We start from the raw sequence: 18,203 nt of genomic DNA, 5'->3' as shown, positions 1-18,203 counted from the left end.
AAGGAGCTGGACTTATGGAAGATCAATTAATCTCTAAAAAAGAATTGCTTGAAGAAACATCCATCTCATACGGTCAGCTGTATCGATGGAAACGAAAAAATTTAATCCCTGAGGAGTGGTTTATACGTAAATCCACATTTACAGGGCAAGAGACGTTTTTTCCTAGAGAGGATATTTTAAAGCGCATTTCAATCATTCAAAAGATGAAAGAAAATTTGTCTTTGGATGAGATGCGGGAGATGCTGTCACCGAAAATGAAGGATGTGAGCATGACAGCTGATGAATTGCTGACGAAAGGTTTGATATCAAAGCCGGCTCTGCATGTCTTTTCAGAAGGCGGAGCAGACACGGTGTTTTCTTCTCGGGATCTGTTGTCACTGTATGTGCTTGAAGGGCTTTTACAATCCGGAAATGTCAGCTTGGAAGAAGCGAAAATGGCTGCTGAGGTATTGAGGAAGTATGATACAGCGGAGATCAAGAAGCAGACGGAACTGATCATTTTACGCAAGCTGGGTGTAACGACTTGTTTTATAGCGGCTGCCGCAGACAGCATCCTTTTTGAGTCGTCCGTCAAGATTGTCGATAGAGTGGATTTAGCAAATGCTTCAGAGGAACTAAAGACAAAATATATGCAGGAGGGCCATCAATGGAAATAATGGATAATCTGGTGATAAACGGTACGGGGAGTTCAAAGGGCGGAAAATTTCAATCAGTTGAGATTAATGGCAGCGGAACCGTGGCCGGAGACGTGGAGTGTGACTCTTTTTCATTTAACGGGACCGGTAAAGCGGATGGGAGCGTCAAGGCAAGAACAGTAACCATCAGCGGTTCAGGGAAAATTCATGGGGATGTTGAAGCAGAATCCATCCGCATGAATGGAACAGGCTTTATTCAAGGTGATACCGCCGCTAAACAATTGAAGGTTGCGGGATCGTCAACATTTGGCGGAACAGTCAAGGCTGATGACATTGTGATCACCGGAAAGGCGGTCATGGAAGCTGATTGTGAAACGGAAAGATTTCAGACCGAAGGGAAATGCAAAGTCAGCGGTCTTTTAAATGCTGATCAGGTGAATATCAAGCTTTCTTCCGGAGAGAGTTATGTGCGGGAAATCGGCTGCCGCCATCTTCAAGTGACGGGCAGAAAAGGGATGCTGACATTGCTGAAGCTGATGCCGACCCCTGTGTTAACGGCTGAACTGATCGAGGGGGACGTGATTGAGCTGACAAACACGAACGCCAAGACTGTGCGGGGAAACACAGTGAAAATCGGTCCAAACTGCCGGATTGAGACCGTGGAATACAGCGGTGATTATACTTGTGATCCGAACGCTTCGGTAGGCATGTACACAAGAATGTAAGGAGGATCATATGGAAACAGTAAAATTAGGGAATTTAAAATTATATGGTGCCGGGCACGCTGCGGGAGGTGCCTATCACCATGTCAGCATCAAAGGTGAAGGTACGGTTGGAGAAGGACTGTCCGCTGCAGGCTGCCGCATATACGGCACAGGCCGTTTTCTCGGGAACGCGGAGACTGAACGGCTGAAAGTATTCGGAGAAAGCGAGTTTGAAGGCGGTTTGACTGCGCACAAAATCAGCATATATGGGACGATGCAAGTCAGAGGCGCTCTTCATGTTGGCCGATTGAAGCTGAAGGGTCTGACTGAGATCGGCGGCAATATGGCAGGGGATTCGTGTGAAGCAAAAGGAAAGCTCAGCGTGAAAGGCGATTGTGAAATCGAATCGTTTCATATCACTGGATGTGTGGACGTAACAGGTTTGTTGAATGCAGGCGAGATTGATATCGGATTGAGCCATGATGCCAGCCGGGTTCGGGAAATAGGCGGAACGTCCATTACTGTAAAAAAACGTGCGCGCTTTTTTACGCGAAAAAAAGCGAAACTAACTGCGGAGCTGATTGAAGGAGATAAAATCTATTTGGAAAATACCGAGGCGGCGGTTGTCAGAGGGAAAGAAGTCGTTATCGGGCCCGGCTGTAAAATCGGCACAGTTGAGTTTGAAAACAAATGCGAATGCGATCAGCATTCAAAAATGATGAAAAGAATTAAGTTGTAAAACATTGTTCTGTTACAAAGAAAAAGGGTGCTCTCAGGAGGGAGCACCCTTTTCTTTTTATTCTTTTCCCGGCTTGCTATCGTACCCTGCGGTAAAAATTGATACTAAAAAAGTGACAATGACTCCCATCATGATGATTGTTTTCACCGTCTCTCCCCCTCTTCAATTTTTCCTGCTGTCCGAGTCTGGATGATTCTGTATTTTCTTTATTATGAACGCACGCAGTCTGCCTTGTCAACGCTGTATAAGGTATCTTTATTTTTAAGAAACCAAAGCATGTATCACGAGCTGACGGCATAGATTGTATCAAAGTACCTTTTTTTGCACAGCGCATCAAACATGATAGAGGAGGTCCTTATGGATATATTAAAGAAAATTGAAAAGTACAGAGAGGAAGAGCAGCGTCTGAAATGGGAAGGAACATTCGCTGATTATTTGGAGATTATTAAAGAAAATCCAATGGTCGCGCAATCTGCTCATTCTCGTGTTTTTAATATGATAAAAGACAGCGGGATAGAGGAGATTGACGGACGGAAGAAGTACAGCTTTTTTGACCGCGAGCTGTTCGGGCTTGAAGAATCCCTCGAGCGCCTTGTGGAAGAATATTTTCATCCGGCTGCGAAAAGGCTTGATGTCAGAAAGCGGATTTTGCTTTTAATGGGCCCTGTGAGCGGCGGTAAATCAACGCTGGTCACGATGCTCAAAAAAGGTCTTGAAGCGTACACGCTGACGGATAATGGTGCTGTATACGCGATTAAAGGCTGCCCGATGCACGAGGACCCCCTTCATTTAATCCCTCATCATTTGCGGGAGGATTTTTACAGAGAATACGGCATTAGAATAGAAGGAAGTCTTTCACCATTAAATGTGATGAGGCTGGAGGAAGAGTACGGAGGGCGTATTGAAGATGTGAGGGTGGAGCGGATCTTCTTTTCTGAGGATAAGCGTACGGGAATCGGCACCTTCAGCCCGTCTGACCCGAAATCTCAGGATATTGCCGATTTGACGGGAAGTATTGATTTTTCAACCATTGCCGAGTACGGTTCTGAATCTGATCCGCGCGCCTACCGGTTTGACGGAGAGTTGAACAAGGCGAACCGAGGCATGATGGAGTTTCAGGAGATGCTGAAATGTGATGAGAAGTTTCTCTGGCATTTGCTCTCACTGACACAGGAAGGGAATTTTAAAGCCGGGCGATTTGCGTTAATTTCTGCTGATGAGCTGATCGTAGCTCACACGAATGAAACGGAGTATCGCTCATTTATTTCTAATAAGAAAAACGAAGCCCTGCACTCCAGAATTATTGTGATGCCTGTTCCTTATAACTTAAAAGTGTCTGAGGAAGAAAGAATTTATGAAAAAATGATCGCAGAAAGTGATGTATCGGATGTTCATATTGCTCCTCACACCCTTAAGGTCGCCGCGATGTTTTCAATCCTTACGAGATTAAAAGAGCCGAAGCGGTCTGATATTGATCTGGTGAAGAAAATGAGACTGTATGACGGAGAAAGTGTGGAAGGCTTTAATTCAGTAGACGTTGAGGACATGAAGAAAGAATATAATGATGAGGGCATGAGCGGAATTGACCCGCGCTACGTGATTAACCGCATTTCTTCTACTATTATCAGAAAAAATATGGAGTCGATCAATTCCCTTGATGTTCTCCGTTCTTTAAAAGAAGGACTTGATCAGCATCCGTCTATTTCAAACGAGGATCGGGAACGATACTTGAATCTTATTTCTGCAGCCCGTAAGGAATATGATGATATTGCGAAGAAGGAAGTCCAAAAAGCGTTTGTGTATTCATATGAAGAATCAGCCAAAACGCTGATGGATAATTATCTCGACAACGTAGAGGCTTATTGCAATAAAAATAAGCTGCGTGACCCTTTGACAGGAGAAGAAATGAATCCGGACGAAAAGCTGATGAGATCAATCGAAGAACAGATCGGCATTTCCGAAAATGCTAAAAAAGCGTTCCGCGAAGAAATTTTAATCCGCATCTCCGCGTATGCGAGAAAAGGAAAGCGGTTTGACTACAATTCCCACGAAAGACTGCGTGAAGCCATTCAGAAAAAATTGTTTGCTGACTTGAAGGATGTTGTTAAAATTACGACCTCAACGAAAACGCCTGATGAGCAGCAGCTGAAGAAAGTAAATGAAGTCGTGGCCCGTTTAATTGATGAGCACGGCTACAACTCGACGAGTGCCAATGAGCTGCTGAAATACGTCGGCAGCCTGCTGAACCGATAAGCAAGTGACCCGTCCGAACAGGGCGGGTTGTTTTGTACCATTTTCTAAATAGTTTGTCAATTAACTGTACTTATGCGCATATGATGAATATAAATCTTTTCGAAAGACTTGTTTCATAATCTGGCACAAGCCGGAATAGGTATGTATCACGACCACAAATGGTTAAGGAGGGGAATTCATGTCCCAAAATGACAGCGGCCATTTTTTAATTTCTGAGGAAAACTGGTCCCTCCATCGCAAAGGCTTCGATGACCAGCAGCGCCACCAAAAAAAAGTACAGGAAGCCATAAAAAACAATCTCCCGGATCTCGTAACCGAGGAAAGCATTATTATGTCTAACGGCAAGGATGTAGTGAAAATTCCAATCCGCTCACTGGATGAGTATAAAATCCGCTATAACTACGATAAAAATAAACATGTAGGGCAAGGGGACGGCGACAGCCAGGTTGGAGATGTGGTAGCCCGGGACGGATCAGACAAAAAGCAGGGGCCGGGTAAAGGCCAGGGGGCCGGAGATCAGGCAGGCGAGGATTATTATGAAGCAGAAGTTTCACTAATGGATTTAGAAGAAGCGCTCTTCAAAGAATTAGAGCTTCCGAATCTTCAGCAAAAAGAAAGAGATAATATCATCCACACGGATATTGAGTTTAACGATATCCGTAAAACAGGGTTAACCGGTAATATTGATAAGAAAAGAACAATGATGTCGGCTTTTAAACGCAACGCGATGACAGGGAAGCCGTCTTTCTATCCGATTTATCCGGAGGACTTAAAATATAAAACATGGAATGATGTCACGAAGCCTGAGTCAAAAGCTGTCGTGTTAGCAATGATGGATACGAGCGGCAGTATGGGCGTGTGGGAAAAGTACATGGCGAGAAGCTTCTTTTTCTGGATGACCCGCTTTTTACGGACGAAATATGAAACAGTTGAAATTGAATTTATTGCCCATCATACAGAAGCAAAAGTTGTGTCTGAGGAAGATTTCTTTTCAAAGGGAGAAAGCGGCGGAACAATCTGTTCTTCCGTATATCGAAAGTCGCTTGAGCTGATCGATGAAAAATACAGCCCCGCCCGTTATAATATTTACCCTTTTCATTTCTCCGACGGCGACAATCTCACATCTGATAATGCCCGGTGCGTGAAATTGGTGAATGATATTATGAAGAAAGCAAATTTATTCTGTTATGGCGAGGTCAATCAATACAATAGACACTCGACGTTAATGTCGGCTTATAAAAATGTGAAAGACGAGAAATTCAAATACTATATTTTAAAGCAGAAGTCAGACGTTTTTCAGGCGCTGAAGAACTTTTTTAGAAATGAAGAAACTGGCATCAGCCATCAATTATCCTAGTGAATAGCCCATTTCAGGGCTTTTTTTTATTTAAAAAAAGTAAGAAAGCGATTACAAAAAAAATAAGAGGAAAAAAGGAATTTTTCCTTTGACAAATCTTCTTTCATTTATTAATATTTTATCTTGTGAACTATTATTGAGGAATGAGGTGAAAAGGAGTTGACTGAATCAGAACGTGCTTTGCTCACTTTTGAACAGCTCTTCGATACGTCTCGGGCTATCTATAAAAAACAGAAGAAGATATTGGAGATTGTGCTTGAGCCTTTTGATATTACAGTCCTTCAATATTTACTGATGTTTAAAATTCATCAAAGCGGAAGCACGCCGCTCAGCAAGCTGGCCATGTCTCTTGATCTTAAGCCTGCTTCTGTGACCCGGATGACCGATATCCTATATAACCGGCAATTGATGAATCGATATGACAGTCCGGATGACCGCCGTATCGTCATGATTCAGTTAACCGAAGAGGGGGAAAAACTTTTACAGAAAGCCGCTGTGCAATACGCAAAAATGGGCGCGAGCCTGTATCAGAAGCTTGACACGTCTCAGCTTCAATATTTGCGTAAGCTTGCCGGGAGTTTATCTAAGCTCGCTGAAGGCTGTGCAGAAAAAAGCGGTAATTGAAAACTTCCCACATATTTTCACCAGCTTTCCACAAAATGATAGAGGAAGAAACGAAAGGAGAAAAACAAAATGAACAGAGGACGTTTAATTCTGACCAACATTATCGGTTTGATTGTTGTTCTTGCAATTATAGGCGGAGGTGCTTACTACTATTATCAAAGCACAAACTACGTAAAAACAGATGAAGCAAAAGTAGCCGGCGATATGGCAGCTATCTCAGCTCCAGCAGCAGGTAAAGTATCCGACTGGGATCTTGAAGAAGGAAAAACAGTGAAAAAAGGCGACACAGTTGCAAAAATCAAAGGTGAACAAACTGTTGATGTAAAATCCATCATGGATGGAACAATTGTGAAAAACGAAGTGAAAAACGGACAAACCGTACAGGCTGGTACAACAATTGCGCAAACGATTGACATGGACAATCTGTACATCACAGCAAATATTAAAGAAACAGATATTGCGGATGTTGAAGTAGGAAATAGTGTAGACGTAGTAGTTGACGGAGATCCTGATACAACTTTTGACGGTACTGTAGAAGAAATTGGCTATGCGACGAACTCAACTTTTGATATGCTTCCATCTACAAATTCAAGCGGAAACTACACAAAAGTAACGCAAAAAGTTCCTGTTAAAATTTCAATCAAAAACCCATCTGATAAGGTGCTTCCAGGTATGAATGCATCTGTTAAGATTTCTGAGTAAAACAGATCAGTCATCAAACCATGAAAGGAGGTTGTCTTAGATGGCTACAGGCAAAGAAAAAAATACAAAAAGCCCTATGACATTGCTGATTGTGCTAATGGCGGGTTTGTTTTTGGCAATACTAAACCAAACATTGCTTAACGTCGCAATGCCGCACTTAATGACTGAATTTGGCGTAAGTGCAACGACGATTCAGTGGCTGACAACAGGTTACATGCTTGTTAACGGCGTATTGATTCCGTTATCTGCCTTCCTGATTACACGTTTTGGCCAACGGAGTCTCTTTCTCGTCGCCATGTTCTGTTTTACGCTCGGTACGTTAGTCTGCGGTATCGCACCTAACTTCTCTGTAATGCTGATCGGCCGTTTGATCCAGGCCGTGGGCGGAGGTATCTTGCAGCCGCTCGTTATGACAACCATTCTGTTAATCTTCCCGCCTGAAAGCAGGGGGAAAGGAATGGGGATTTTCGGACTTGCGATGATGTTTGCTCCAGCGGTCGGCCCGACTCTTTCTGGGTGGATTATTGAGCATTACACATGGCGCATCATGTTTTACGGACTTGTGCCGATCGGCGCAATTGTTATCATCGTGGCTTTCTTCATCTTTAAGAATCTGGTGGAGCCGCAAAAAATCAAACTCGACACACTTGGAGCGATCCTCTCAATTGTCGGTTTCGCATCCTTATTATACGGAGTCAGTGAAGCGGGTTCTGACGGCTGGACCGACCCGGTTGTACTGTCTACAGTTATAATCGGCGTCATTGCAATTATTGCTTTTGTTGTTCAGCAATTGCGCCATGATGATCCGATGCTTGATTTCAGAGTGTTTAAATACGACATTTTCTCACTCTCAAGTGTTATTAATATCATTATTACAGTGGCACTTTACACTGGTATGTTCCTGTTACCGATCTATCTGCAAAACCTGGTCGGATTTACGGCGCTTCAATCCGGTCTGCTTCTGCTTCCGGGTGCGATCGTGATGCTGATCATGTCACCGATTTCAGGTATTTTGTTTGATAAATTCGGCCCGAGACCGCTTGCGATTATCGGTCTGGTCGTGACAGTGGTGACAACATTCCAATATACGCAATTGACCATCGATACACCGTATACACACATTATGCTTGTATACTCAATTCGCGCATTCGGTATGTCACTCTTAATGATGCCTGTCATGACAGCCGGGATGAACCAGCTTCCTGCCCGTCTGAACAGTCACGGAACGGCGATGAGCAACACGCTCCGCCAAATCAGCGGATCAATTGGAACAAGCTTAATTACGACGATTTATACAAACCGCACGACATTCCATTATTCACAAATTGCAGATAAAACAAGCACGGCGGACCCGAACTTCCTCCATGCGTTCCAAAATGCAGTTTCGAATATAATGGTGAATATGAATGTGCCCTATGAAACAGCGAAAACGTATGTTTACTCACATATTTATAAACACGCGACACTCGATTCAAACGTCATGGGGATTAATGACGCCTTTATGTGGGCGACATTATTCTGTGTGGCAGGTGTGATTCTCAGTCTTTTCCTGCGTGATGTCAGAAAAGATAAATTGCGTGCGGAGAAAAAGAAAAAAGAGGAGCTTTCATTGCTTCCGGCTCCAAAAGAAGTTAAGGAATCTTAAACTGTACAGGGAGGTTTCCTGAATGAAAATTTATGTAGTGTATGACAGTGAAGGCGAACATACAAAGGTATTGGCAGAAGCGATTGCTGAAGGCGCTCGGGAAAACGACGCGGCTGAAGTATTCATCGACCACGTAGATCAGGCGGATATCCGCAAGCTTAAAGACATGGACGCGATTATTTGGGGATGCCCCGGGCATTTCGGAACAATCAGTGCAGGTCTGAAAACTTGGATCGACAGACTCGGCTACTTATGGGCTGAAGGCGAGCTGATCAACAAAGTCGGCGCAGTATTCTGCACAACGGCAACAACACACGGCGGCTTGGAAATGACAATGCACAACTTAATCACGCCAATGTTCCACCAAGGGATGATTGTTGTCGGTCTGCCTGGCAATGTGCCTGAAAACGCGCTGTACGGTTCTTACTACGGAGCGGGCGTCACTTGCCCGGTAGACAGTGATGAGTTAATGTCTGAGGAAGGTATCCAGCTGGGCCGCGCATTAGGAAGACGCGTCAGCCAAGTCACAGGAAACTTAACAGCCGGACAGTAAGGAGAGGTTAAAATGGCCATTATTATAGCAATTATTGCTGCTGTCATTGTGATTGCGGGCCTTATCACGTATAACGTCCGCAACGCCTCTGCTGGACTCGAGAAGCGAGAAACAGCTGAAAAAATCGCCCCTCCAGAAGAGGAAGAAAACGAAGCACAATACCCTGCTGAAGCACGGGCTGCTGAGCATGTCCCAGCCGTTGTAAAAACTGACTCTGAAAAAGAGAAAAGTGACTCAATTGGGGATGACTTCTACAGGCAGGCGCTTCAAAAGTTTAAGCATTCTGAGGAAGATCAGAAAGACAAAGAGGTCGCTGAAAAAAGTGACAAAATGCAGGACAGCAGTTATCGTGATGCGCTGCTCTCCATGAAAAATAAAAAGAAATAATATCAAAGGCAAATCCGTTTACTCATGGCGGGTTTGCTTTTTTTATGCTGTTTAAATGCATAAAACTTGGTTTATTTTAAAATAAATCCATGGAATATGTTGTATTTCAGAAAGTTCTAGTGTACTATTTGTGTCATACACTTCATAAGTGTTTTTAGGAGGAAAAACAATGAAACCGTTTTGGGGTTTAGTAAAAAAGGATCTGAGACTGTCAAAAATGCGGTTTTTTGCATGTCTCGGTGCAGTCATACTTTTAGCTGCCGGAAGCTTTTTATTGGAACAATTGACTGAAGAACCTTTAGCTGCTTTTGGATGCTGGGTAATGCTTGCCATTTTTCAAGTGTTTTTAGCTCCTTTGCTGATCTACAATAGTCTTCGTGTAGAGGGGAAAAATCAGCTATGGTTATATAATCCAAACGGCGCAGCCGCGCTTTTACTCTCGAAGCTGACTACCGGTCTTGTCTATCAATTTATTTTTCAGTTTTTGATTTCAGTTTATGGAGTCTTTCTTTATCAGTACCTTGACTCAAAAGCGCTCATTGCTGATCAAGTTCCGCTTGCAGGCACTATACTGATCTTTAATCTTTATGGGCTGGTATTTACTGCTTATCTTTCCTGTGCGGTGATCCTGCTGTGGAATGTGTTTCATTCTTTAAAATCGAGTTCTTCCTTCATCAGGCGGTTTCGCTGGTTCATTTGTATGTTACTGGGGATAGGGTGGTTTTATGTAGAGGACCATTTGATCATGCCTTGGCTGACACCGCTGGATAAACTGTATTATTTCACAACGTATGGAGATGTCGGTTTTACATACAAGGGATCCTTAGGGTGGAGCGTGGAATTAAACATCTTCCATCTTCCCTATCCGTCTATTATAGTCATGCTGGTTTTGGCAGCTGTATTTCTTTTTCTGGCTTCCAGGCTCCTGCAGCGAAAAGTTGAGGTGTAGAGAACATGAGACAAGACTTTCAATCCTCTAAACCGATTTATTTGCAAATTGCTGATCAAATCTTTTATAGGCTGGTCAGACAGGAGCTTGTTCCCGGAGACAAGCTGCCGTCTGTCAGAGAAATGGCAATTCAAACAAAAGTAAATCCGAATACGATTCAAAGAACCTACAGTGAAATGGAAAGGCTGGGAATTGTGGAGACAAGAAGAGGGCAAGGGACGTTTATCGCTGACAAAGCTGAACTCGTGGATGAACTGAAAGAGAGGCTTACCCGTGAAGTGTTTGAAAGCTTTATTCATCAAATGGCAGAGCTGGGATTAACAAAAAAAGAAATGCTGGCAGGCATTAAAAAATACACGGGAGGAGGACAGGAATGAATATTGTATTTGACAATGTGTCTAAGAGATACGGCGGCCACACGGCGCTAAACAATATATCATTCACTTTATATCCGGGAAAAATTTACGGATTTTTGGGCTCGAATGGCAGCGGGAAATCGACAACCTTGAAATTAATGGCCGGATTGATGTTTCCTACTACAGGTTCAGTAAAAGCGGGTGAACAGCCTGTAACAAGAGACATGATCAAGCAGACGGCTTATCTAACAGAGTTAGACATGTTTTATCCCGGATTTACGGTGAAAGATATGCTCGATTTTTACGAATCACAGTTCCCTGACTTTCAGATGGAAAAAGCCTATCAGCTGCTTGAGGAAATGCAGCTGAAGCCTGAAAAAAAGATAAAGCAGCTTTCTAAGGGGAATCGAGGCCGTCTTAAAATCGTGCTGGCACTATCAAGAAAAGCTTCCGTCATTCTGCTGGATGAGCCTTTTTCCGGTCTTGATCCAATGGTCAGGGATTCAATCGTAAACAGCCTCGTTTCTTATATTGATTTTGAGCAGCAGATCGTTGTCATTGCGACACACGAAATTGATGAAATTGAAATCCTGCTTGACGAGGTCATCGTGCTCGCCGACGGAGAAAAAATGGCACAGCGTGATGTAGAAGAGATTCGCGAGCAGGAAGGTATGTCCGTGCTGCAATGGTTTAAAACGAATATGGAAGTTTACTAGAAAGAGGAGGAATTTGATGAAAACAGTATTGGAATTAAAAAATGTGACAAAAAACATCAGAGGCCGGACGATCATTGATCATCTGAGCTTTACGATTCGCGAAGGCGAAGTATTTGGATTTCTGGGACCAAACGGAGCAGGGAAAACGACGACAATCAGAATGATGGTCGGTTTAATGAAGCTGTCACAAGGTGACGTGCTCATTTGCGGCCAATCAATCACAAAAGATTATGCCAAGGCAATCAAACATATCGGGGCTATTGTAGAGAATCCAGAGCTGTATAAATTCTTAAGCGGATATAAAAATCTCCAGCAATACGCAAGGATGGTAAAGGGTGTCACGAAGGAAAAAATTGATGAAGTGGTAGAACTGGTAGGCCTCAAAGAAAGAATCCATGATAAAGTGAAAACCTACTCTCTGGGGATGAGACAGCGTCTCGGCTTGGCACAATGCCTTCTGCACGATCCGAAAGTGCTGATTTTGGATGAACCGACAAACGGCCTTGATCCGGCGGGAATCAGAGAAATCAGAGACCATTTAAAGAAGCTGACGCGAGAAAGAGGAATGTCTGTCATCGTATCAAGCCATCTGCTGTCAGAAATGGAACTAATGTGTGACCGAATTGCGATTATCCAAAAAGGAAAACTTATCGATATTCAGAATGTAAGAGATGAAATAACTGATGAAAAGGATACATATTTCTTCCATGTGGAGCAGCCGAAAGAAGCTGCTGCGATTCTAAAAGAATATGATTCGGTAATCAAGACAAACGGTTTGGAAATCAAACTGGCTAAAGAGGACGTCCCTGCAGTCATTGAATTGCTGGTCATGCAGCAAATCCGCATTTATGAAGTCAAAGTGATTACAAAATCATTAGAGGATCGTTTCTTAGAAATCACAGGCGAAGCAAAAGAGGAGGTTCAACATGCTTAATTTGATTTATAATGAGTGGATCAAAATTTTCAGCCGTGTCGGAACATGGGTGATGATCGGAATCCTGGCTTTGACAATGATCGGGTGGGCATTTTTAACAAACCACTTTTCAACCGATGAAGCAAATCCGAAGTGGAAAGAAACGCTTCAAGCACAAAATGCTGATTTGAAGAAGGCGATGAAAGAAGATCCTTCCCTAAAAGGACAATATGAAGAAACGATTACAATCAATAACTATCGCATTGAACATAATATCCCGAGTGACACTGGATATACCGTTTGGTCTTATGTAACGGATTCTGCCGGTTTTACAATCCTTACTGGGCTGTTCACGATTATAATTGCAGCTGGCATCGTCGCAAACGAATTTAACTGGGGTACGGTTAAGCTGTTAATGATTCGGCCGCTCAGCCGTTTTCAAATTCTGCTTTCTAAATATATTACCGTTCTTTTATTTGGTCTCTTATTGCTGTTTATATTATTTATAGGTTCAACTTTGCTGGGACTGGTCTTTTTTGGAACAGGCGGGGACACTGCCGCGAATGTTCATTTAATCTATAAAGATGGTCATGTATTGGAACAAAACATGTTAGGATATTTGGCCAAAACGTATCTCTCAGAATCTGTTGCGGCTTTAATGCTGGCTACGATGGCATTTATGCTGTCCGCAGTATTCAGAAACAGCTCTCTTGCTGTAGGGTTTTCTATCTTTTTATTGGTAACGGGCACGACAGCCACTACATTTATAGCGATGAAGTTTGACTGGGCGAAGTATATTTTATTTGCCAATGTTGATCTGATGCAGTATGTAGAAGGAACACCGTTAGTGGAAGGGATGACAACCACTTTTTCTACTGTGATGCTGGTGATTTACTTTGTCGTCTTCCTGTTGCTTGCTTTCGGAATCTTTATGAAACGGGATATTGCGAACTAATGAAAAAAGCTGTTTTGCATAAGCAAAACAGCTTTTTCTTTAAAATAAAAACTGCAGGCTTGCACCTGCAGTTTTTATTATCAATTTATGCTTACGCTTCTTTAGTAACGTTAGCAGCTTGTGGTCCACGGTTTCCTTCAACGATTTCGAAAGAAACTGATTGGCCTTCTTCTAAAGTTTTGAAGCCTTCGCCTTGAATAGCAGAGAAATGAACGAATACATCGTCTTGACCTTCTACTTCGATGAATCCGAAACCTTTTTCAGAGTTGAACCATTTTACTTTACCTTCTAACATGAAATTTCCTCCTAAAGCGATCATAACGCTTAAATTCACTATTCTTGCTCTAAAACAAACTTCCAAGACGAAAACTCTTACAAAACTTTCTTCTTAAAGATAGTTCGAACAAAAATAATTACCTTTACTCTACCAGTAATTTTGAGAAAAAACAACTGTTAAACGAAACTTTTTTCGGAAAATAACATATTATTTTTCATTTTGATATTTATTTGCCGAAATGTATCTGTTTTTTCGATACGTGATCATATGTTTGCAGGACTTTTTACTTTAATTTCTCTTTACGCAAAGGTAGGGTAATAGTAATTGACAACCCTATCTGATATGAGTAAGGTAAAGTTAACCAATGTTACAAATGACAACGTTTATCAACTAAGAGCGTCTGATTTTTATGTCTGATATTGCTTGCATGCTCTAATAAATAGATAGGAGTATGGTGTCACAATGAAAAAGTGGCTTGTATGCAGTTTTGTTCTTATTCTTTTCATTTCATTTACTGCATGCTCACCGTCAGCAGAACATGAAACGATAAAAATTGGAATTGCTGAGTCGGACGAAGCGATATGGAACTATATCGTAAAAAAGGCTGAAGCGGAAGGGCTTGATATTCAGCTGATTCCATTCTCTGATTATGCAGAATCAGATATTGCGCTGGCTAACAAAGAGATTGATGCCAATGCTATTCAATCCATTTCATATTTTCAGTCGTTTTCAAAGAAATACAAACATAAACTGGCACCGCTCGGCACGACATACATAGCGCCTATGGGCATTTATTCAAAACGATATCAGCGAATCAAAGATATTCCGCGCGGTGCTGTTGTTGCTGTCCCAGATGAAGCGCTCGATTTTGGGCGAGCCCTTACGCTGCTGCAGGAAGCGGGTTTGCTTACTTTGAAGAACGGATTTAACGGAACCGGTTCAATTGATGTGATAAAAGATAATCCGAAACACTTGAAATTGAAAACCGTACGCCGACAGGATGTATTGAGCGGAGCCGACGTGTTTGTGATGAATACAGCCGCCGCAAAAAAAGCGGGGCTGAACCTGCAGAAGCATACATTAAAGGGCGGCAGACAAACCGGGAAGGAAGATATGAATGTAATTGTTGTCAGAGCTGAGGACAGAGATCGCGAAACACTGCAAACCATCCTTGAACTCTATCAATCAGATGATACAGCGGCATTTATAGAGAAAGAGTATCAAGGGATGCTTGTTCCCGCTTTTTTGCCTTTACATCGTCTTTCAGATTGGAAGAATGAATTCAAAAAATGAATTCATTCTTTTTTTTCGGAAAACCATACTTTGTTTCGGCCGCTTTCTTTCGCTTTATACAGCATTTGATCAGCAAGAACCGGCAAGGTTTCCGGCTTATCTGTGTTTCGGGGGTAATGGGCTACCCCCAGTGAGGCCGTAACGGCAAGCTTTTCCCCGTTTGTTAATACAATCGGTGTATGACTAATCGAGTGCCTGATCCGTTCGGCGATTTGGAATGCTTTCTCGGGCGTGCAATTTGGCAAGAGGACGGCAAATTCTTCGCCGCCGATCCGTGCGGCAGGATCAGTGTTGCGGATATTTTGTTTTAGTCGGGATCCCAGCTCTTTTAGAACCTGATCCCCCTCATGATGGCCGTATTGATCGTTAATGGTTTTAAAGTGATCGATATCCATATAAATAAGCGAAAATTGTAAAGATGGAGTGTGTGCAGCCTGTTGATACAGGTCTTGTGTGATTTCTTCAAACTTTCTGCGGTTATAAATACCTGTCAAAAAGTCAAAGTGCGCCTGGAACTTATACTGTTTAAATAAAAGATGTGCATTTGTTTCATGCTCGATAATATATAGGCTGAGCATGCCGCCGATAATTGAAATCAGCCAAAAGTAAAAGTGAAGCTTAAGTGAATAGATATCAACAAATACATAGAAGAAAAAGGAGATGAAACCATTTGAAATGATTAAAAGTAACAGAACGTGTTTCAGCTGAACTTTTTCTCTCCTTGATGCAATAAGTGACAGCACGGCAGCGATACAAATTGTAATCATGGAATACAGCGCTGATTCATTCAAGCTGATCAGCATGCGGCCTGCTGCGATTATCATCAGGGCTGCCGCCGTAGACACCCAGCCTCCATAAAGAGCGGCGATCATAATAGGGATATTTCTAAAATCTATGATTGAATGGTGGTACGTCAGACCAAAATTCATAAGAATAACCCCGAGGAGACCGCAGGCAGTTCCTTTTATTAACTGAAAGGACAGGCGGTCTTTTTTATGTATTAACCTTTCTTTAAACAGGTGGGTGAACAGATAATTAAATGTGATTAAAATGGTCAAATTTACGAACAGTTCTTTCAGCAATATTATCACCCTTATATAAGTTACTAAAGAAAGGGGGGAATGAAAAGAACAAAAACGGTATTCATTGGGTTTTTTTATCCAAATATTGATGCTGAAATAATTCTTACTTGAACTATCGGAATTTGTGTAATATAGTATATAAGAAAAATTTTGAAGGGAGAGTTTGCCTCAATTGGAGACTTTGCTAGTCATTTTGCACGTATTTATTTTACTTTTACTCATTATTGGGCTATTTGCCATGCAGAAGAAACATGTTTCTTTTTCAAAACGTGTGTTTACTGCCCTGGGGCTGGGGATCGTTTTTGGATTTGCGCTTCAGCTGATATACGGTCCGACTTCAAACATTGTGGTTCAAACAGCCGACTGGTTTAATATTGCCGGGGGCGGATATGTCAAATTGCTTCAAATGATTGTCATGCCGCTTGTTTTTATTTCCATTCTAGGCGCTTTTACAAAGATGAAGCTGACAAAAAATCTTGGGAAAATCAGCGGTTTGATTATCGGGATTTTGGTTGCGACTACAGCGGTAGCCGCGGCGGTTGGTATTGCGTCCGCCCTTTCCTTTGATCTTCAGGCGATTCAGGTTGACCAAGGAAATACAGAGCTTTCTCGGGGACAGGAGCTTGAACAGAAATCAGAGGAGATGACAGCGAAAACACTGCCGCAGCAAATGATTGAGCTGCTTCCTGGAAATCCGTTTTTGGATTTTACAGGGACTAGACCGACATCAACTATCGGAGTCGTTATTTTTGCCGCTTTTCTGGGCATTGCATTTCTAGGTGTGAGACGGAAACAGCCGGAACAGGCTGAAACGTTCAAAAAATTGATTGATGCTGTTTACGCCATTGTCATGCGTGTTGTTACTCTCATCTTGAGACTGACGCCTTACGGTGTGCTGGCCATTATGACAAAAACGATTGCGACAAGTGATATTGACAGCATTTTGAAACTGGGTATGTTTGTCATTGCTTCATATGCCGCGTTAATTGTAATGTTTATCATCCACTTGCTTCTGCTGACGATCAGCGGATTAAATCCGGTTGTTTATTTGAAAAAAGCGCTGCCTGTACTCGTGTTTGCATTTACGTCACGATCAAGCGCAGGCGCTTTGCCGCTGAATATTAAAACACAAAGAAGCTTGGGTGTCCCGGAAGGAATTGCGAATTTCGCCGGCTCGTTCGGGCTATCTATCGGCCAAAATGGCTGTGCAGGCATTTATCCGGCTATGCTGGCGATGATGATTGCCCCGACAATCGGTCAAAATCCGTTTGATCCGGCGTTTATCATCTCAGTGATCGCGGTTGTTGCCATCAGTTCGTTTGGTGTCGCCGGAGTTGGCGGCGGAGCTACATTCGCTGCGCTGCTCGTTTTATCAGCGTTAAATATGCCTGTCGCGCTCGCCGGTTTATTAATCTCTATCGAACCGTTGATTGACATGGGACGTACTGCGCTGAATGTCAGCGGAAGTATGACATCAGGCCTGATTACCAGCAAAGTCACGAAGGAAATAGATTCTGGTGTATTCCAAGATCGATCCAATGTGATCGAAGCGGAAGAAGCCTAGTCATATTAAAACGTGTAATCCCACGGGGGATTACACGTTTTTTTTAACGGCCGGGTTCTAAGTCTTCCAGCATTTCCATTACAGTGTTGTCATCCATTACATTCATTGCGCTTTGTTCGAAATGGATTGGCTCTGCATATTGCTGCTGTCTATTTCTGGCTGTTGTTGTGTCCGTTTGGCGATTATGCTGAGACTGAGACTGATGCTGTTGAGGGTGGCTTTGCTGCTGGCCTGCATGCTGATGCTGCCGGCCATTTTGCTGACGATTTTGAGATTGATCTTGATTATTCCCGCCAAACGCCTGTTTCATCATATCTCCAACATTAGAAACATCAAACGACTTATTTTGAGAATTCCGGTTGCTCATTTGACCTGTAATAAACCCGCTGATTTTTTGCCGGATCTGCGGTGATAAAGCAGCAACAAGCACAGTTGAACCGATAACTAAGGCTGTCGGACTGATTCCTTTTCGCTGATTGAACAACGTGATCCCTCCTTT

19 protein-coding genes and 1 pseudogene are annotated in these 18,203 nt (G+C 42.7%); 17 read left to right on the top strand and 3 right to left on the bottom strand.

Annotation, left to right across the window (positions count from 1 at the left end; genetic code table 11):
• The first annotated feature begins 14 nt into the window (after nucleotides 1–14).
• The 15 genes and pseudogenes from KXD37_RS13765 (at nucleotide 15) to KXD37_RS13695 (ending at nucleotide 13,488) form a co-directional block, all read left to right on the top strand.
• Complete coding sequence (locus KXD37_RS13765) at nucleotides 15–656, top strand: YhbD family protein (RefSeq protein WP_180948927.1); 642 nt, start codon at nucleotides 15–17, stop codon at nucleotides 654–656.
• Entirely contained in the window at nucleotides 647–1,360 is a 714-nt protein-coding gene (locus KXD37_RS13760; protein ID WP_255004908.1) for a polymer-forming cytoskeletal protein, read from the top strand. The genes KXD37_RS13765 and KXD37_RS13760 overlap by 10 nt, the downstream gene beginning before the upstream one ends.
• Before the next feature lie 10 nt (nucleotides 1,361–1,370).
• The gene (locus KXD37_RS13755; RefSeq protein ID WP_255004907.1) at nucleotides 1,371–2,078 is read left to right on the top strand and encodes a hypothetical protein; all 708 of its coding nucleotides are present in this window, start codon (nucleotides 1,371–1,373) and stop codon (nucleotides 2,076–2,078) included.
• A 357-nt stretch (nucleotides 2,079–2,435) separates the two neighbouring features.
• Entirely contained in the window at nucleotides 2,436–4,331 is a 1,896-nt protein-coding gene (gene prkA, locus KXD37_RS13750) for a serine/threonine protein kinase PrkA (RefSeq protein WP_010333499.1), read from the top strand.
• Nucleotides 4,332–4,509: 178 nt separating this feature from the next.
• The gene (gene yhbH, locus KXD37_RS13745) at nucleotides 4,510–5,688 is read left to right on the top strand and encodes a sporulation protein YhbH (RefSeq protein ID WP_095713766.1); all 1,179 of its coding nucleotides are present in this window, start codon (nucleotides 4,510–4,512) and stop codon (nucleotides 5,686–5,688) included.
• A 159-nt stretch (nucleotides 5,689–5,847) separates the two neighbouring features.
• Nucleotides 5,848–6,312: a MarR family transcriptional regulator gene (locus KXD37_RS13740; RefSeq protein WP_106021570.1), complete on the top strand. Its 465-nt coding sequence runs from the start codon at nucleotides 5,848–5,850 to the stop codon at nucleotides 6,310–6,312.
• A 35-nt stretch (nucleotides 6,313–6,347) separates the two neighbouring features.
• Nucleotides 6,348–7,014 (top strand): annotated as a pseudogene (locus KXD37_RS13735) (HlyD family efflux transporter periplasmic adaptor subunit).
• Between the two features lie 40 nt (nucleotides 7,015–7,054).
• Nucleotides 7,055–8,659 (top strand): MFS transporter, encoded by a 1,605-nt coding sequence (locus tag KXD37_RS13730; protein WP_024120692.1) that lies wholly within the window; start codon nucleotides 7,055–7,057, stop codon nucleotides 8,657–8,659.
• A 22-nt stretch (nucleotides 8,660–8,681) separates the two neighbouring features.
• A complete protein-coding gene (locus tag KXD37_RS13725) occupies nucleotides 8,682–9,212 on the top strand; it encodes an NAD(P)H-dependent oxidoreductase (protein ID WP_003224063.1) in 531 nt (176 codons plus the stop codon).
• A gap of 12 nt (nucleotides 9,213–9,224) precedes the next feature.
• Nucleotides 9,225–9,599 carry a hypothetical protein gene (locus KXD37_RS13720; RefSeq protein ID WP_106021568.1) on the top strand — a complete coding sequence of 125 codons (375 nt, stop codon included), beginning with the start codon at nucleotides 9,225–9,227 and terminating at the stop codon, nucleotides 9,597–9,599.
• A gap of 169 nt (nucleotides 9,600–9,768) precedes the next feature.
• A complete protein-coding gene (locus tag KXD37_RS13715; RefSeq protein ID WP_106021567.1) occupies nucleotides 9,769–10,548 on the top strand; it encodes a hypothetical protein in 780 nt (259 codons plus the stop codon).
• A gap of 5 nt (nucleotides 10,549–10,553) precedes the next feature.
• Nucleotides 10,554–10,925 carry a GntR family transcriptional regulator gene (locus KXD37_RS13710; protein WP_106022503.1) on the top strand — a complete coding sequence of 124 codons (372 nt, stop codon included), beginning with the start codon at nucleotides 10,554–10,556 and terminating at the stop codon, nucleotides 10,923–10,925.
• Nucleotides 10,922–11,620, top strand: a complete 699-nt coding sequence (locus tag KXD37_RS13705) for an ABC transporter ATP-binding protein (RefSeq protein ID WP_106021565.1) — start codon at nucleotides 10,922–10,924, stop codon at nucleotides 11,618–11,620. The genes KXD37_RS13710 and KXD37_RS13705 overlap by 4 nt, the downstream gene beginning before the upstream one ends.
• A gap of 16 nt (nucleotides 11,621–11,636) precedes the next feature.
• Nucleotides 11,637–12,554, top strand: coding sequence for an ABC transporter ATP-binding protein (locus KXD37_RS13700; RefSeq protein WP_024120697.1), 918 nt, complete (start codon nucleotides 11,637–11,639; stop codon nucleotides 12,552–12,554).
• Nucleotides 12,547–13,488: an ABC transporter permease gene (locus KXD37_RS13695; protein ID WP_188323638.1), complete on the top strand. Its 942-nt coding sequence runs from the start codon at nucleotides 12,547–12,549 to the stop codon at nucleotides 13,486–13,488. The genes KXD37_RS13700 and KXD37_RS13695 overlap by 8 nt, the downstream gene beginning before the upstream one ends.
• Nucleotides 13,489–13,579: 91 nt before the next feature.
• Here KXD37_RS13695 and cspB read toward each other — a convergent pair whose 3' ends face one another.
• The gene (gene cspB, locus KXD37_RS13690; protein ID WP_010333511.1) at nucleotides 13,580–13,783 is read right to left on the bottom strand and encodes a cold shock-like protein CspB; all 204 of its coding nucleotides are present in this window, start codon (nucleotides 13,781–13,783) and stop codon (nucleotides 13,580–13,582) included.
• Nucleotides 13,784–14,227: 444 nt separating this feature from the next.
• Between cspB and KXD37_RS13685 the strand changes: the two genes are divergently transcribed.
• Entirely contained in the window at nucleotides 14,228–15,058 is an 831-nt protein-coding gene (locus KXD37_RS13685) for a MetQ/NlpA family ABC transporter substrate-binding protein (RefSeq protein WP_254518131.1), read from the top strand.
• A 2-nt stretch (nucleotides 15,059–15,060) separates the two neighbouring features.
• Here the strand turns inward: KXD37_RS13685 and KXD37_RS13680 are convergent, their stop codons facing one another.
• The gene (locus KXD37_RS13680; protein ID WP_095713756.1) at nucleotides 15,061–16,140 is read right to left on the bottom strand and encodes a GGDEF domain-containing protein; all 1,080 of its coding nucleotides are present in this window, start codon (nucleotides 16,138–16,140) and stop codon (nucleotides 15,061–15,063) included.
• A gap of 172 nt (nucleotides 16,141–16,312) precedes the next feature.
• On the opposite strand from KXD37_RS13680, the gene KXD37_RS13675 reads away from it, so the two are divergent.
• Entirely contained in the window at nucleotides 16,313–17,704 is a 1,392-nt protein-coding gene (locus KXD37_RS13675) for an L-cystine transporter (protein ID WP_106022500.1), read from the top strand.
• A 43-nt stretch (nucleotides 17,705–17,747) separates the two neighbouring features.
• Here the strand turns inward: KXD37_RS13675 and KXD37_RS13670 are convergent, their stop codons facing one another.
• The gene (locus tag KXD37_RS13670) at nucleotides 17,748–18,188 is read right to left on the bottom strand and encodes a hypothetical protein (protein ID WP_188323640.1); all 441 of its coding nucleotides are present in this window, start codon (nucleotides 18,186–18,188) and stop codon (nucleotides 17,748–17,750) included.
• Between the last annotated feature and the right edge of the window lie 15 nt (nucleotides 18,189–18,203).

This window comes from Bacillus sp. XT-2 (genome assembly GCF_025696525.1).
In the GTDB taxonomy this organism is placed as follows: Bacteria; Bacillota; Bacilli; order Bacillales; family Bacillaceae; genus Bacillus; species Bacillus halotolerans.
The sequence above is the reverse complement of the archived record's forward strand: the minus strand, read 5'-3'. Positions and strand labels throughout refer to the sequence as shown.

What these genes read in the sequence shown, in the direction of transcription:
- KXD37_RS13765 (WP_180948927.1), top strand. Translation starts at nt 15, where the DNA reads ATGGAAGATCAATTAATCTCTAAAAAAGAATTGCTTGAAGAAACATCC.
- KXD37_RS13760 (WP_255004908.1), top strand. Translation starts at nt 647, where the DNA reads ATGGAAATAATGGATAATCTGGTGATAAACGGTACGGGGAGTTCAAAG.
- KXD37_RS13755 (WP_255004907.1), top strand. Translation starts at nt 1,371, where the DNA reads ATGGAAACAGTAAAATTAGGGAATTTAAAATTATATGGTGCCGGGCAC.
- prkA (WP_010333499.1), top strand. Translation starts at nt 2,436, where the DNA reads ATGGATATATTAAAGAAAATTGAAAAGTACAGAGAGGAAGAGCAGCGT.
- yhbH (WP_095713766.1), top strand. Translation starts at nt 4,510, where the DNA reads ATGTCCCAAAATGACAGCGGCCATTTTTTAATTTCTGAGGAAAACTGG.
- KXD37_RS13730 (WP_024120692.1), top strand. Translation starts at nt 7,055, where the DNA reads ATGGCTACAGGCAAAGAAAAAAATACAAAAAGCCCTATGACATTGCTG.
- KXD37_RS13725 (WP_003224063.1), top strand. Translation starts at nt 8,682, where the DNA reads ATGAAAATTTATGTAGTGTATGACAGTGAAGGCGAACATACAAAGGTA.
- KXD37_RS13720 (WP_106021568.1), top strand. Translation starts at nt 9,225, where the DNA reads ATGGCCATTATTATAGCAATTATTGCTGCTGTCATTGTGATTGCGGGC.
- KXD37_RS13715 (WP_106021567.1), top strand. Translation starts at nt 9,769, where the DNA reads ATGAAACCGTTTTGGGGTTTAGTAAAAAAGGATCTGAGACTGTCAAAA.
- KXD37_RS13710 (WP_106022503.1), top strand. Translation starts at nt 10,554, where the DNA reads ATGAGACAAGACTTTCAATCCTCTAAACCGATTTATTTGCAAATTGCT.
- KXD37_RS13705 (WP_106021565.1), top strand. Translation starts at nt 10,922, where the DNA reads ATGAATATTGTATTTGACAATGTGTCTAAGAGATACGGCGGCCACACG.
- KXD37_RS13700 (WP_024120697.1), top strand. Translation starts at nt 11,637, where the DNA reads ATGAAAACAGTATTGGAATTAAAAAATGTGACAAAAAACATCAGAGGC.
- KXD37_RS13695 (WP_188323638.1), top strand. Translation starts at nt 12,547, where the DNA reads ATGCTTAATTTGATTTATAATGAGTGGATCAAAATTTTCAGCCGTGTC.
- cspB (WP_010333511.1), bottom strand. Translation starts at nt 13,783, where the DNA reads ATGTTAGAAGGTAAAGTAAAATGGTTCAACTCTGAAAAAGGTTTCGGA.
- KXD37_RS13685 (WP_254518131.1), top strand. Translation starts at nt 14,228, where the DNA reads ATGAAAAAGTGGCTTGTATGCAGTTTTGTTCTTATTCTTTTCATTTCA.